Origin of the sequence: Bacillus cereus group sp. BfR-BA-01349, from assembly GCF_022663795.1 — a bacterium.
Classification (GTDB): Bacteria; Bacillota; Bacilli; order Bacillales; family Bacillaceae_G; genus Bacillus_A; species Bacillus_A cereus.
In genome coordinates, this window is sequence record NZ_JAKUGE010000078.1 from 1 (window position 1) to 15339 (window position 15339).

The window sequence follows — 15339 nt, forward strand, 5'->3', positions numbered from 1 at the left end:
TGGATAAGTTGGTTGATGATAGGCTTTTGTGAGACCTGAGCCTACAACTTTGCTAGAGTTGAATCTCTAAATGCCCGTATGGGCGCACGTGAATCTCCAAGTAGAAATAAAGGAACATTAACAGTAACTGACCCACCAAAAGGTTTTCCTGTACCAGAACTTCCTGAAATGCCAAATGAGCATAGTCCCGGATTAAAAGATATGGATCTTTAAGATCATTATGGCCAACTATTTATTCGTGGTTGGCCATAGCTCTTTATAAAGATTCATGTAAGCTTGTTGTTAATATGATAGGATGTTTTAAATAAATCCTCTTTATTTAAAAGTGATGTTAATTATAATTCTGCTCCTCTTAATGTCGTTTCTAATGAAGCATTAGAAGCTACTCATAACATCCCTACCTCTATTCACATATAGCATCCCTATATTGAAAAAAAGAGGAAGGGCTTGTCCCCCCTCTTCTTTTAATTTTTCTTTAAAAGAGTTGCTCCTGCAATCCCTGGGTGTGTCATTTCGAATGGATCTAGAATTAATTCTAAGTCTTCTTGTGACAGTACACCATTTTTCACACAAAGTTCTCGAACAGATTGCCCTGTCGCGATTGCTTCTTTCGCAACGCGAGCTGCTGCTTCATAACCGATATGAGGGTTCACGGCTGTAATAATTCCTACACTCTTCTCAACATACTCTTTTAAACGATCTTCATTCGCTTCAATTCCTTTTAAGCAATTATCTGTAAAAGCACGGAAACCGTTATTCATAATGCTAATCGATTGAAGTAAGTTGAAAACAAGTACTGGTTCCATAACGTTTAATTCTAATTGTCCTGCTTCTGAAGCAAGGCAAATTGTATGGTCATTACCAATTACTTGGAACGCAATTTGATTAATTACTTCTGGCATAACAGGGTTTACTTTCCCTGGCATAATAGATGAACCTGGTTGACGAGCTGGTAACATAATTTCCGCTAAACCAACACGTGGACCTGATGCCATTAAGCGAAGGTCATTCGCAATTTTAGACATATTCATCATACATACTTTAAGCGCTGCAGATACTTCAGTATAAGCATCCGTATTTTGCGTCGCATCTACTAAATCTTCTGCACCAACAAGCGGTAATTCACTAATTGCAGCTAAATGTTTTACAACTGCTTCAATATATTCTGGATCTGCATTTAAGCCTGTACCAACTGCAGTTGCCCCCATATTTACTTCATATAAATGTTGACGCGATTGTTGAATTCGTTTCATATCACGTTCAAGTACGCGAGAGTATGCTTTAAACTCTTGTCCAAGACGAATTGGCACCGCATCTTGTAAATGTGTACGACCCATTTTAATAACATGGTCAAACTGTTCTGCTTTTAATTCAAATACATCATGCATATAACCCATCGTTTGTAATAAGCCTTCTAGTGCATTTAACGTTGCGATATGAATCGCCGTTGGGAATGCATCATTTGTTGATTGGGCCATATTTACATGGCTATTTGGACTAATATAATGATAGTCTCCCTTTTCCATTCCTAATAATTCAAGAGCACGATTGGCAATGACTTCATTTGCGTTCATATTCATTGAAGTACCTGCTCCGCCTTGGATTGGATCTACGATGAAATGATCATGCCATTTTCCATCAAGAATTTCTTGAGCAGCTTCTGCGATCGCGCCGCCCTTGTTCAATTCCAATCTTCCTACATCTGTATTCGCAAGCGCTGCTGCTTTTTTTACAATTGCGAACGCTCTAATTAAACTTTCATGAATTTTATACCCTGTAATCGAGAAATTTTCAACAGCGCGTAAAGTCTGAATTCCGTAATATGCCTCAATAGGTAATTCCTTTCCTCCCAAAAAATCATTCTCCACTCGCACGTTCTTGTTTGTCATTGCCATTTTAATTTCTCCCCCATATTAAATGTAAAACCTAAATAAATCATATGAAGTCATTACCAATCCTTATCAGATTTTATTGTTAAATCGTAGGCTAAAGGCTCTTCAATAATTTTTTTAATCTCTTCTAATTTATTAGTTTTCCCAAGCGCCCACATCAATTTTGCTATGATTGCTTCCGTATTCATATCTCCAGACAATATTACTTGATGTTGTGCCACTTTCCGTCCTACTTCATAGAGAAGTATGTCTTCTCCTTCTTCCAGGCATTGAGTAGTAATCACTACAGCAATCCCCATTTCAGTCAACTCTTGAATTTTCGAAAGCAAGTTCCTTCCTTCAAAAGGTAATCCACCGTTACCAAAACTTTCAATAATAATCCCTTTATACAAATCTTTTAAACAATCAAATATCTCTGGTTTTGTACCTGGATACAATTTCATAAGAAAAACATCCGTACATAAATTAGTATTTATTGAAAGTTCATTATGGGAGGACGTTGGCTTCCAATGATATTTCACTTCATCTTCATTTACCTCAGCAACATATGGATAATTCACACTTTCAAATGCATCATAACTTTTTGTTCGCATTTTAACTGCTCTCGTCCCAATAATCACCCTACTATCAAAAACAATAAACACACCGCCAACATCCTCACAGGCAAATCTAAGAGCATCAGCTACATTTTTCTTTGCGTCTGTCTTTTTAAAACTAATAGGTACTTGTGAACCTGTTAAAACAACTGGTTTTCTTAAACCTTGAAGCATATAAGATAACGCGGAAGATGTATAAGCTAACGTATCCGTTCCATGTGTAATCACAAACCCGTCATAGTCATCATAGTGATTAAAAACAGCATTAGCTATTTCTTTCCAGTGCTCAGGTTGCATATTGGTACTATCAATATTCATTAAGATTTTGCAATCTATTTCTAAGTTTCGAGAAGACTTCGAAAAATAATTCAATAATTCCTCAGCGGACAATCCTGGAACAAGCCCCTCATTCCCCTCCACAGATGCAATTGTCCCACCAGTTGCAAGTAATAAAATTTTCTTCATACACAACCCCTCCATAAAATAAACAACGATATATCGTTCGCGTAATGCGTATTTATATTTATCATTATAGAACTTAATTTGAATTAATCAAGATTTTGTATTCAATACGCGTACTTTTTTCTATTCTTGATTCTTTTTCTATGTTATAATTAATTTAATAAAATTAGATGGGGTATGAGACGAATGCTGGAACGTTTATCTAAATTAAGAAAAAATCAAAAATGGTCCTTACAAGAGACAGCAGATCGACTTGGGATTGCGAAAAGCACCTATGCTGGTTATGAAAATGGTTATAGATTACCTTCATTACAATCTTTATCTAAAATAGCCGATTTATTTGATACATCTGTAGATTATATATTAGGTCGAATTGAACATTCACATCAAAACAAAGATGTAATTGATATTACAAGACTCCTAAACGATTCAGATTCAACACTTTTAATAGATGGAGAAGCACTGTCAACAGAAGAGATAATAGATTTTATTGCTTTTGTGAGAAGTAAACGAGAACTAAGTTCCAAGAGAATAGAAAATATTGAACCAACATGTAAAAGTTAATTCAATAAAAAACGAAGACACTGCACTCTTTAAACTTAGAAATACTTAGACAATTAATTTGTAAACGGTTTATATAATGAATTCTTAGCAGCTGGCCTCATTTGGGGACTTATACTTGGAAATAATCCCATTGGTTATATGATTCAATTATTTTTCATCATTTGTGTAGTGGTAGTAGCTATTTTCGGAGGTTTCACATCCAATAAATCAATTATCATGAAACAAGGACTTCTCGCTATTTTAGCGTTGCTTGCCCTTTTATCTGTCATATAGAACTAAAGCTTTTCAATAAAGGAACTCACTTTTGAAGAATACGCCATTCTTTCTGTAGATTTATAAAAAAGAATGGCGTTTTTGTATGTCTATTTCTGTATCGAAAGAATTTGAAAGTATAACAGAATTCAAACAAGACTTAGCAAAGTATATAAAGTACTATAATCATGAAAGAATCAAGGAAAAATAAAAGGAAATGAATCCAGTATTATACTAGGCTCATTCCCTAGAGGCTACTTAATAAACCGACCTTTCTAACTTTCGGGGGCACAGTCTAGTTGAAGTGCTACAAGCAACGAATTTACTACTTTAAAAGTGTTTAACCTTGAAGTACTTAATTCTTTTTTCCAGACAAAGCATACATTATATCTTGATGCTTTATTGTCCTCTTATAATTATGTGGTATCGGGAATTTGTTTCGGTGTTCTTTTATTATAATTACTGTAAGTGATAAAGCTACAGGTATAAAAAATATTAACAAAGCATCTTAATGTTTATGAAATTCTTTGTTAATAGTTTCTCTTCTCCCTAATCTCCTGCGAGACTATATTTTTTATTAAAATTTCCCATATCTTATTTGATTTATTCTGTAACACCAGATTGGGTTACTTTTACATCAGCAGTTACACGAAAACGTAAATGTTTATAGGATTCTTCCCATTCTTGACTGTTCCATTTTCTTACGTGAGTTCTACCAAGCTTTCTAAGTCCTATAGGATCTGTGTCTTTTTTAATAAATCTCTTTATCAATGTAGTTGCTTTTTTTTCTATTTCTTTTCCCATAATTTTTTCTAATTTTTTTATTTCTTTAGGATTATCTAGATTTTTTGTTTTTGTAAATTCTTGAATTTCAGCTTTAACTTGAATATGAGCATTTACGAATGGATGCTTACTATTCCCCTCCATCTTATATTTTGTTCTAGCTTTTATATTCTCTATCGTGGCATAAGTGTTTGAAGAACCAGGTAGTTTGAATTGGTATGTACCTTGTTTAAAATTATCTGTCAACAATTTAAATACAAATAAATCTTTAGGGTTCACTTTATCAACCATTTTACATCTTTTAAAAAGTGCTATTCCATTTAACTCCAACACATTCCCTTTTTTAGATATCATCGGTAAATAGGAATCTCTCGCATCATCATCAAGTTGATTTAAAAACATAAAAAAGTTTGTTTTTGGTTGCGTCCCATTGTTCATATTTTGCTCCAGTAAAGAGGATAGATAAGAAGCAATTTCTTTTTCTTTAGAATAGTTCCCCTTTAATAGTGATTCCCCTTTTACATTTGTAATTGCTAAATAAATTGCATTTCCTACACTAGGATTTCGGTTCAAAGTCTCTAAAATTTCCTGCATTCCCTTTTCAATTATTTTTTCATTAAATATAATAACACGCAATTGACCCAACTCTAGAGGTCCAGAAGATTTTTCGGATGCTCTTGCAAGAACTTCTCTACCAGTCTGGCCTGATGCTGAATAGATTTTTGTTTCACCTTCCCCACCTCCTTTATAAGCTGAAATCGCAAAGGTTCCTTTTAGCTTACCTTCTGCTTCGGTATCATATGCCGCAACCTGAACTAAGTCAATGTCATCCACAATTTTCGTTTTAGCACAACCTATTAAGAAGACACTTAATATAAGGAAAAGTATCCATCGCTTCATGTTTATCTCCTTAACTTTATTTTGGCCGTTTGAATTAGCCATAGTACAGGTAGGTATACATATATATATACAAAGCCAATTTGACCTGTCCAAGTATTTAATAAGTTAATTTTATTACGGTTATTCAAGAAAAATGACAAAATAAAGATGAATAGGATGATAACTGGCAAAACATATTTTTGCTTTATTCCCAGTGCCTCTTTTATACCACGACTTACTCCCCATAATGTAAAGGAAACATTGGGTAATATAAAAAAAGCCCAAACAGAAACAATAATGTATTCAAACCGCTCTATAAAGGGAAATTGTATAATTTTAATCATGCTTAAATATGCCCATATCGCGTTCGCAAGTTGCTTTTCACTAAAAAATGCAAGAGTTAAAATCATAAGGTATGTGTAGACAATAGTCGTTACTAAATTTGCATAGTGCGCATATTTTTGAGACGTTCTTGCCTTTTTAATAAATGGATAGTACAACAATAACATTTCGAATCCAAAAAAACTAAACATATTTCCTTTCATTCCTTTCATAATTTCTAGGAATGAATGCTGTGCAATTGGAAATAAATTCCGGAAATCTGCATACTGCAAAGGATAAAAAAATGTGAAGATTAGAATGCTTGGGATAACGATTCCAAAGAAGCCGATTCCGGCAACTACACGAAATCCTCCAGTAACAATGTAATAACATAGACCCAAAAAAGCCCCCGCTATAACCCAAGATGAAATTGAAGGAAACATCCAAACATGTACTACTTCGATATAAGTATGTAGTGTTGTTGCACCTAACAATACAATATAGGATAAAAAAATGAAGTTGAGCAATCCACCAATCCATTTTCCAAGTACGTTTTGATTGATTGCAATGATGTCTCCATTACCCTGATTTAAAATCTGATATATGATCCAAATCATAACATTAACAGATATTCCAAAAAGTAGCGTGCTAATCCACGCATCATTTCCAACTAATTTTGCACTAATCCTTTCAAAACCAAGCATACCAACTCCCATCTGTATAGTAATAATTAAAAAAAATACCATATATGGAGAGACTTGATACTCAATTGGGATCTGTTTCATAATGCTCCTCCCTGTTAAATTCAATCATCGAAATCATTTCTTGATAGTATTTTATTTTTCTCTACCTCTTCTGGATTAAAGCGAAAACGCTGTTTAGACCTTGAAAAAATAGGACGTCGAAACATCGCTGAGATCGGCATACGTATAATACTGTCTTTCCAATCTGTAGGGCGTGTAGGATAAAAAGGAAACAAATAAGGACGTCTTAATGATTCTGTACGTAATAAGCGTGCTAAAAGCAAAGAGCTTGTTAAAACAATTCCTAATAAGCCCAATAGGTGTGCAGATATTATAAAAGGAAAACGAATTACTCGAATTGTATTACCAATACGATATATTGGTGCTGTAAATGAACTAAGAGCTGAAAGTGCAACAATGATAATAAGTACGTTACTTGTAAGACTTGCTTCTACCGATGCTTGTCCAATCACAATACCACCTACTATACCGACAGTTAAACCCACTTTAGTTGGTAAACGTGCCCCCGCTTCTCTCAGTAATTCAATTGTTATTTCTAAAAAAAGTGCTTCAATTAATGGAGGAAAAGGTACTTTACTTCTCGATATGATTAACGTTTCAAGAAGTTCTTTTGGGATAAGCTCGTAATGATATGTTAAGATCGAGACATATAATGGAGTCGTTAAGACAGAAAATATAAAAGCAAAAAGCCTTAATAGACGAAAAAAAGAGGCTATAATCCAAGGCATGGTGTAATCTTCTGTCGTAGAAAAAAAATCAATTAATGTTGTTGGAAGAGTGATGGCATAAGGCGAGCCATCTACAAAAAGTGCAATTTTCCCTTCTGCTAATACAGCTGCCACACGGTCCGGACGTTCTGTATTCAAAAATTGAGGGAATATAGAATTCGGGTTGTCTGCAATTAACTGCATCAAATAAGTACTATCTAAAACATGGTCTGTTTTTATTTGACTTACCCTTTTTATAATTTCTTGTAGATTTTGATCATTTACAATTCCCTCAATAAATACAATCGCAACAGTTGTGTTAGAGAGAGATCCTACTTTCAATTCTTTCATTTGTAAATACGGTGTTGGAAGCTTTCTACGTACTAAATTTAAATTCACATCTAAATCTTCGACAAATGCGATTTGCGGACCCACAATATTGTATTCAATTTCAGCTTTTGTAATATCCCTTTTTTCTTTCTTTGACACATTTACTAACAAACAATTTAATTTATCTGTATCGTACTGAATAAGTATATAGCCATTTAAAATACTATCCTGAATATCTTCAATTTGATTTGTTATTTTTGAATTCTCAAAAGGTAAGGCAGAGTGAATATCTTGTAACGAATTGAAGCTCTTCTCTTTTATATAAGTCAAAACCTCTTCATGAAATATATTTACATCGATTAAGGTTCTAAAATATGAAATGACTATAGAGGAATTATTAGAAGCAATTTCCAACGTTATAAAATCTTTAGATTTTTTTAGTAATTGCATTAAATCCTGTAAAGATTTTATAGAGTTATCAGGTATTTTTCCATACGGTTTCAATTGATAATACCTTCCTTTCAGAAAGAAGTTACATATAGTTTTTAAGAAATTTCTATTTTAAAAATCAGGCATGGTGATATATAGATATATCCATCGAATTAGCAATAACCTCTTTGAAAATAACTTAACCAAAATTAGTTAAAAAATGTATTAAAAGTAAAAATAAGATTTTTTTTAAAACATAGTTACGATATTAAAAACATCCTTTCTTTTGGTTCTAAAGAAAGGATGTTTTTATAACATGCTTTTTGGAAGGTTTTAATTTAATCCTAATTATATTTTTTATAAATTCTAAAAGTACATTCTTTATTTTTGGTATAACATACAGAAATTATTTTTTGAACAGTAGACAGCTGCAGAAGCTAAGTTAAAGTGTCGATTAATTCCCTCCAAGCTTAATAAAATCCCTGTTATGATTTCTAAACTGACTTCGCAGTTAAGTAAGAGATTTGTTGATTAACCATACACACGAAGATAGAAAATGATGCCTATGATACTTGCATTTTCGTTTTATTCACCAGCTTCTATAATCAATTGATTAAGTGTATCGGGAGACGTATATGGATATAACTCTTCGACATATACAAACAATCTTGTTTTGGAAGTATTACATGATTTGTATGATATTGTAACAAGACTTGTATCGTTTCCTGCTTCTCCATGTCTTATTACGTTTGTCATTTCCTCTTGTAAACAACGATAGAAAGTTCTATTCAGTTTTTGTTTAATAGCATTACATTTTGTATGGTTTCTTAAAAAATTTCAATAAAAGAACATATTAATTTTGAAGTGTACAAATAGGGAGAGTGACTTCAACTGTAGTTCCCTTATTCACTTCACTCTCAATAAATACCTTTCCCTGATGTGTTTCAATGATTTTATAACAGATCATTAACCCTAAGCCAATCCCCTCTTCTTTAATACTATAAAAAGGTTCTCCGAGGTATGGTATACGTTCTTTTGGAATCCCACACCCTTGATCGATAAAACGAATACTTAATTGATTATTATCAAGTATATTTAATTGAATGAGAATTTCTCCTCCCATCGGCATAGATTCAATTGCATTTTTCAATATATTAACAAATACTTGCTTTAATTGATTTCCTTCACATGAAATCAATGGAATACCAGGGTTAAGATCGATTCTAATTTTTATATTATTCATCATTGCTTGAGGTTGTAGTAGCATTAAAACTTGATCCATTAGCACACTAATATCATTAGGTTTTATTTTTACCACCTGTGGTTTGGCTACCGCCATAAATTCAGTTGTAATACTCTCTATACGCTCAATCTCTGATGATACTATATTTATATAACCTTGATTATTTTCATTTTCCGTTGATTTTAGTAATTGCATGAACCCTTTCATTGCAGTTAATGGATTATTAATCTCATGAGCCATTACAGTCGCTAATTGTCCTACAACAGCAAGTTTTTCAGATTTTCGTAATAATTCTTCTGTTTTTAGCCGTTCAGTGATATCACGAGAAATACTTAGGAAAACTTTTTTCCCATTTAAGTTAAAAACACGAACACTAAACTCAGTTGTTATTACTTTTCCTGTTGGAAAAACATATTCATCTTGCAAAGTGAAGGAAGTTTGTCCCTTTTTAATTTTTTCTAATAGCCTTACGATCATTTGAGAATCTTGTGGTACTATATTTGAAAATGATAATGAGAGCAACTCTTCTCTACTATATCCAAATCTTCTACACCCAACAGGGTTTACCTCAATAAATCGACTTGGAGCATTATCTTCATTCAGCTCTACTATATATACCGCATCAGTTGCTTGTTCGATTAGTGCACGGTACTTCATTTCACTATCTCTTAATTGCTGGTGTAATCGATGTCGTTCTCTTTCTGCTTGTTTTCTTTCAGAGATGTCTCTACATATTGCTGATAAAGCTATCACATTTCCTCTTACATCTAGTATAGGAGAAACTGTCAGACTGACATCAAGAAGACTCCCATCGCTCCTTTGTCTAACAGTTTCTAATCTAGTAACCACAGATTCACCCGTTAGAATTTTCTGAATATTTTTAAGCGATTCTTCCATTAAAAAATCTGGTACACAAGGTAATCTCTTACCTATGATTTCTTGTGATGACCACCCAAATATCTTTTCATAAGCTTTATTCGCTTGTAAAATATGCCCTTCTCGATCAGAAATGGTAATAGCATCTAGATTGTGCTTTATAAATGATTCCAATAATTCTTTGGTAGCGCTTAATTCTGATTCTACCTTTTTCCTTTCGGTTATATCAACTGTAGAACCAACAACTTCAATAACTTGTCCATTTCGTTTAATCGGCCTAAGCGCAATAAGAATAATAGTTTTATCATTTGGCCAAGGTAATTCAAATATAATTTCTTTTCCTTCCCATGCCTGAAGATAGTACTTCATCAATTGTGGAACTAAATGTGGAGGAACAATAGAAGCATCAATAGTACGTAAGCTTTTTCCTACCACCTGTTCAGAATAAAATCCGTTTTGATAATAAAACTGTCCATCACATAAAGTGTGTATAAAGTGCTTACCTACTTTTTTAAATTTAAAAATTCCTCCTTGAAGCTCATGTACGGTATCTGCAAGTTCTTGCTTCGATTTTTTTAATTCTCGATTCATTTTAGATAAGTCCTGTGTTAAATAATACAATCTCTGGTAGGCTTCCATAAGAAATAGCCCAATTAAAAGTCCTAATGCTATATATAATAAGCCTCCTGTGTAAAGTAATGTAGTATTAAATAATACGCCAACTAACCACTTTATTCCAATAAAAACAGAAAAATATAACGATGCACTTTTAAAAGGATGTAGTTTTTTAAAATAAGTTTTAAAGGTAGAAAATAGAATCCCCATACCTAAATAAGCAATCACAGGAGGTTCCCAGTACCCTCCAGTGTAAAAGATACGCATTACAATTATGCTAATTAACGTAATCCAACCAGCAATACGACCAAAGTAAATAAAAGATAGAATAAGAGGAACAACTCGAAGATCGTAGGAAAATCCCATGTATGGAAAAGAAAAGAACATTAACGTAACTGCAATAATCCCTCCATAGAGCTTTTCGGAATGTCGACTAGAATTAATTGTAAACACTTGAATAAATATTGCTGCGCTAACTAATAAAGAAAAAATAGAAAGGTTGATGAAATAATCTTTAATAATCATGTAATGTCCCTCCTTGCATTAAGTGTATTCGACAAAAAAGCTAAAAATCCTACAAATTGTATAAACAGTTCAAATGCATAAATTTTAAACTAGGATAAAATCTAGAAAAATAAATAAGGGGCACAGCAGATGAGATATTTTAATGAAAAATAGTTCAAAAAAGATAATAGTAACCGTTGACTACTATTATCTTTTTTCTTTAAGTTATCGTAATATGTCTGAAACTCTAAGGGACATGGTATGTCATTTCATCAAACAATGATTATATACTGAGTCATGAATATAGAAATTTCAGCAGTCATTTTTGAAAAATAACATAAAAAACAAAACTATCTATGAAAATGGAAAAAAACTATATAAATGTCAACTAATCTATGTACAAAAACGTTCACTTAATTTTGCATAAAATCACTCCACTTAGGAAGCTAAGTAGTTCTTCAAGGTCGATAAGAACACCTGTAGATGCTTCAGGATAACTACATAATTGTATGAGTAATGTACTTGAAACCTTTCGGTAAAACCATACACATAATACAACTAACTCCTTGGATTCAATATTTACTTTTTCGCTGAACAAATTCTTTTTCTTGAGCAAAATATTCTAGGATATAAGGAGATTTTTCAATTAACTTGGTGTCTAGTTTATTCTCCAGCTCCAATTACTTCGTTACTTTCAGATTCAGTTCATTATATTTTGTACTTTGTCTTTATACACAACATATTCTTTACCATCCACTACTGCTACTACCGCAAATTCATCATTTGGATTGAATGAAAGCCAATCAGCCCACATGTTAGTATTAGCCCCTCCACTCCACATATTATGAACAGTGTTTTTAGTTAAATTCATAACTTTATAAGACGCATTTGGCGCATTTGTTCCAGTCTTTATTTCAAAAGTGTATGCGTTATGAATTTTTTTATAAAAGTAGAAAACGTTTGATGGACGAAGCTGATTCAAAAAATCCTGTTCTTTTTTCTCTGCAATTTTTATCCCTTCTTGCAAAGTGACAACATCTGTTTTTAATGTTTTCCAACTGTTTTTCGCTGCATTCAAGCTAGGGGTTAAGAATTTATATTTATTTTGATCAGCTTTTTGATCAGCTTTTTGATCAGCTTTATCAATATGTCCCAGTACACCCGAATATTGAGAATCTAAATCCTCCCATTGCGTAGACATATAAGTAAGAGCAGTGATAGCACTATCAAGCATACTATGCATATCACTAATATTATGAAATGCAACTCCAACTACACGATTCAATGTTATTTTATAATCTACAGTCTGACGCAATTTTGCTAATTCAGGTTCTAGCCAACCTAACTTACCTCTTGCATCACCTATCATTATGCCACCAGCAATCAAGGTTGGAATAAAGGGGATTTTCACCATGTCTAACCCCTTAGATTCTATGTCTTTCTGATATTTTACTTGTCCTAAAAGGTCCTCTAGACGCTTTTGGTCAGCCTCCACATCAGCACCTTGGTTTTTTAAAATCGATTGCAATGTCTCTTTATGACTTCCAAATGTTCTAACATCTTCTCCAATAGCATTTTTTAATTGAATTAATTCTTCTATTAATGCTTTTGCAGACTTTTGATTTTGTTGAATTCCTCCCTGTAAATCTGTAATCCCTTTTTTTAAAGTATCTCCATTTCCAGTATTGATCGCCTCTACTAATGTTTCATAATAATTTTCAAATTTTGTATCGTATTCTATAATGCCTGTCAATGTATCAAAAAGCTGTTTTTTTACTTGTGTATTCCATGTAACAGCATGTGCTCTTGCATTCTTTTGATCTTGTACAATTTTACTAGGTAAATCTGCATTTCCATTAATAGTTATTCCTTCAAAACTCACATCTGGATTATTAATTAGCAAATAAGAATATTCATTCATAGCTTTTGCAAATAAACCAGCATCTTGCAAAGCTTTTTTCATCTGTTCTTCATTTGCTGAAAGAGACATATTTTCAGTGTTCGTTTGTTCAATTTCAATTGCAAAAGTTTCTAGTGGTATGACTGCATAAGTAGTTGTTATAGTTAAAAACGCTGATACAGCGAGTAGTTTATTAGGGATTTTTTTCATCATTTCGTTTTCCTCCTATATAAGGTATGGTTTCAAGTTCTAATCTTATTAAAAAGCGATGTCTTTCAAAATGAGTTCTACATCTTTTATCAGTATCGTTTGAACTTTCTTTAGCAGCCTTCAAATCATTAAGTATTAAAGAAAATGTATATAATCTGCTTCAAATTAACCGATTCTGTTGCAAATTTTAAAAAAGCAATTAAACTACAAGGTTATTTTTTATTCGAATCATACTTATATATAATTGAAAGGCGAAGTCTTTAATGAGACTCCGCCTTTCTGTTATATAAGGATTTATTAATTATTACTTTTCTGTTTAACAGTGTAATCATAGACTTTCTATGTTTTAGTTCACTTTACAACAGAATTAATATTTCCCTATTTTTGTGGAGTAACAGTTTCCACTTTTAATTCCTTTATTCCTTCTTTTAATGTAACAGCATCTGTTCGTAATGTTTTCCAACTGTCTTTCGCTGCATTTAAATTAGGTTTTAAGAATTTAAATTTATTTTGATCGGCTTTTTGAGCTGCATTCTCAATATGCCCTAGAACGCCCGAATATTGAGAATCTAAATCATGCCACTGCGTGGACATATAAGTAAGAGCGTTAATAGCATCATCAAGCGCCTTGTGCATTTCATTAATATTACTGTAAGCAACTCCAACTACACGATTTAAGGTTACTTTATAATCCACGGTCTGACGTAATTCTGCTAATAAAGGCTCTAACTTACCTAAATTATCCCTTGCTACTCCCACTATGATACCGCCAATTATTGGTAGACCCAAAATAGCGCCCTTCATTACATTAAACCCATCAGATTCTAATTGTTTATAATAGTTTACTGATCCTAATACTTCTTCTAGACGCTTTTGATCGGCATCAACATCTGCACCTTGATTTTTTAAAATTGACTGCAAGAGCTCTTTATTACTTCCAAATGCTCTAACATCGTGTCCAATAGAGTCTCTTAATTTAGTTAATTCTTCTATTAGTTGTTGTGCATACTTTTGATTTTGTTGAATTTCACCTCGTAAATCTGTAATCCCTTCTTTTAAAGTTTCTCCATCTCCTGTATTAATCGCCTCTATCATTGTTTCATAATAATTATCAAATGTTGTATCGTATTCAACAATACCATTCAATGTATCTAAAAGCTGTTTTTTTACTTTCGTATCCCAAGTAACGGCATGTGCCCTTGCATTCTTTTGATCTTGTACGATTCTACCAGGTAAATCTACATACCCATTAATGGTAATTCCCTCAAAATTCACATCAGGATTCTTAATTAACATATAAGAATAGGCATTCATAGATTTTGCAAATAATCCAGCCTTTTGCAAGGTCTCTTTCATTCTCACTTCATTTGCAGAAAGTGCTGTATCTTCATTGTTCGTTTGTTCAATTTCACTTGCAAAAGTTGTTACTGGTGAAACTACATTAGCAGTTGTAATAGTTAATAACGTCGATACAGCGAGTAATTTGTAAGGGATTTTTTTTATCATTTCATTTTCCTCCAATTTAGGTTTTAAATTTCAGTTCTACTCCTGTTTAAAAGCAATATCTTTTGAAATGAATTCTGCATCTTTATGAATATCATTCCAACTTTCTTTAGCGGCTTTTAAATCATCTGGTATTAAAGAGAATTTGTGGTCTTGCATAGAATCGATATTATCCAATAAATCTGTATAATTTGCACCCATTGTATTCCATTGCTTTTGAATATTTGTTAGAGACAATATCGCTTGATCTACAGTCTGATATAAATATGCCAATGTTTCTTTCGCGTTAGTAAGCGAAAGAACTGCTATAATGAGTTTCTTTGATTCTTTATCAAAAGTTTTTACCACACCACCATTCCTTTTTCCGTTTATCCATACTACTCCTTCCAATTCCTGTTCATTTAAAAAGCCCATCAACTTTGAAGTGCACCCCAATTGTTAGACACATAACTAACAATTGGAGGTGCATTTTTTATGGCTAAATTTTCTTCAAAAGATAAAATAAAAGC

At 32.6% G+C, this 15339-nt stretch carries 9 protein-coding genes and 6 pseudogenes; 4 read left to right on the top strand and 11 right to left on the bottom strand.

The genetic code is table 11. The features are described from left to right. Positions 1-90: 90 nt before the first annotated feature. Positions 91-213 (top strand): annotated as a pseudogene (locus MR169_RS26595) (manganese catalase family protein); the annotation flags it as partial. A 251-nt stretch (positions 214-464) separates the two neighbouring features. Here MR169_RS26595 and aspA read toward each other — a convergent pair. Then, entirely contained in the window at positions 465-1895 is a 1431-nt protein-coding gene (gene aspA, locus MR169_RS26600) for an aspartate ammonia-lyase (protein ID WP_242320317.1), read from the bottom strand. Positions 1896-1948: 53 nt separating this feature from the next. Beyond that, a complete protein-coding gene (ansA, locus tag MR169_RS26605; RefSeq protein ID WP_000722299.1) occupies positions 1949-2953 on the bottom strand; it encodes an asparaginase in 1005 nt (334 codons plus the stop codon). A 183-nt stretch (positions 2954-3136) separates the two neighbouring features. On the opposite strand from ansA, the gene ansR reads away from it, so the two are divergent. The 3 genes and pseudogenes from ansR to MR169_RS26620 all read left to right on the top strand — a co-directional run. Beyond that, positions 3137-3514 carry an HTH-type transcriptional regulator AnsR gene (gene ansR / locus MR169_RS26610; protein ID WP_000893572.1) on the top strand — a complete coding sequence of 126 codons (378 nt, stop codon included), beginning with the start codon at positions 3137-3139 and terminating at the stop codon, positions 3512-3514. Between the two features lie 66 nt (positions 3515-3580). Further along, positions 3581-3787 (top strand): annotated as a pseudogene (locus tag MR169_RS26615) (DUF1304 domain-containing protein); the annotation flags it as partial. 103 nt (positions 3788-3890) lie between these two features. Continuing rightward, positions 3891-3977: pseudogene (locus MR169_RS26620) on the top strand (IS3 family transposase); the annotation flags it as partial. A gap of 64 nt (positions 3978-4041) precedes the next feature. On the opposite strand, the pseudogene MR169_RS26625 reads toward MR169_RS26620, so the two are convergent. The 9 genes and pseudogenes from MR169_RS26625 to MR169_RS26670 all read right to left on the bottom strand — a co-directional run. After that, positions 4042-4232, bottom strand: a pseudogene (locus tag MR169_RS26625) (hypothetical protein); the annotation flags it as partial. Between the two features lie 137 nt (positions 4233-4369). Next, positions 4370-5449, bottom strand: a complete 1080-nt coding sequence (locus tag MR169_RS26630; protein WP_000832864.1) for a Ger(x)C family spore germination protein — start codon at positions 5447-5449, stop codon at positions 4370-4372. 2 nt (positions 5450-5451) lie between these two features. Continuing rightward, the gene (locus MR169_RS26635) at positions 5452-6534 is read right to left on the bottom strand and encodes a GerAB/ArcD/ProY family transporter (RefSeq protein ID WP_000809707.1); all 1083 of its coding nucleotides are present in this window, start codon (positions 6532-6534) and stop codon (positions 5452-5454) included. Between the two features lie 20 nt (positions 6535-6554). Next, positions 6555-8000, bottom strand: coding sequence for a spore germination protein (locus MR169_RS26640; RefSeq protein WP_481746829.1), 1446 nt, complete (start codon positions 7998-8000; stop codon positions 6555-6557). Positions 8001-8366: 366 nt separating this feature from the next. Then, positions 8367-8681, bottom strand: a pseudogene (locus tag MR169_RS26645) (hypothetical protein); the annotation flags it as partial. A 151-nt stretch (positions 8682-8832) separates the two neighbouring features. After that, positions 8833-11238: a PAS domain S-box protein gene (locus MR169_RS26650; RefSeq protein ID WP_242320319.1), complete on the bottom strand. Its 2406-nt coding sequence runs from the start codon at positions 11236-11238 to the stop codon at positions 8833-8835. A gap of 679 nt (positions 11239-11917) precedes the next feature. Beyond that, complete coding sequence (hblB, locus tag MR169_RS26660) at positions 11918-13330, bottom strand: hemolysin BL regulatory component HblB (protein ID WP_242320320.1); 1413 nt, start codon at positions 13328-13330, stop codon at positions 11918-11920. Positions 13331-13705: 375 nt separating this feature from the next. Beyond that, positions 13706-14833 (bottom strand): hemolysin BL binding component B, encoded by a 1128-nt coding sequence (gene hblA, locus MR169_RS26665; RefSeq protein WP_000591968.1) that lies wholly within the window; start codon positions 14831-14833, stop codon positions 13706-13708. A 36-nt stretch (positions 14834-14869) separates the two neighbouring features. Next, a pseudogene (locus MR169_RS26670) lies at positions 14870-15136 on the bottom strand (hemolysin BL lytic component L1); the annotation flags it as partial. Between the last annotated feature and the right edge of the window lie 203 nt (positions 15137-15339).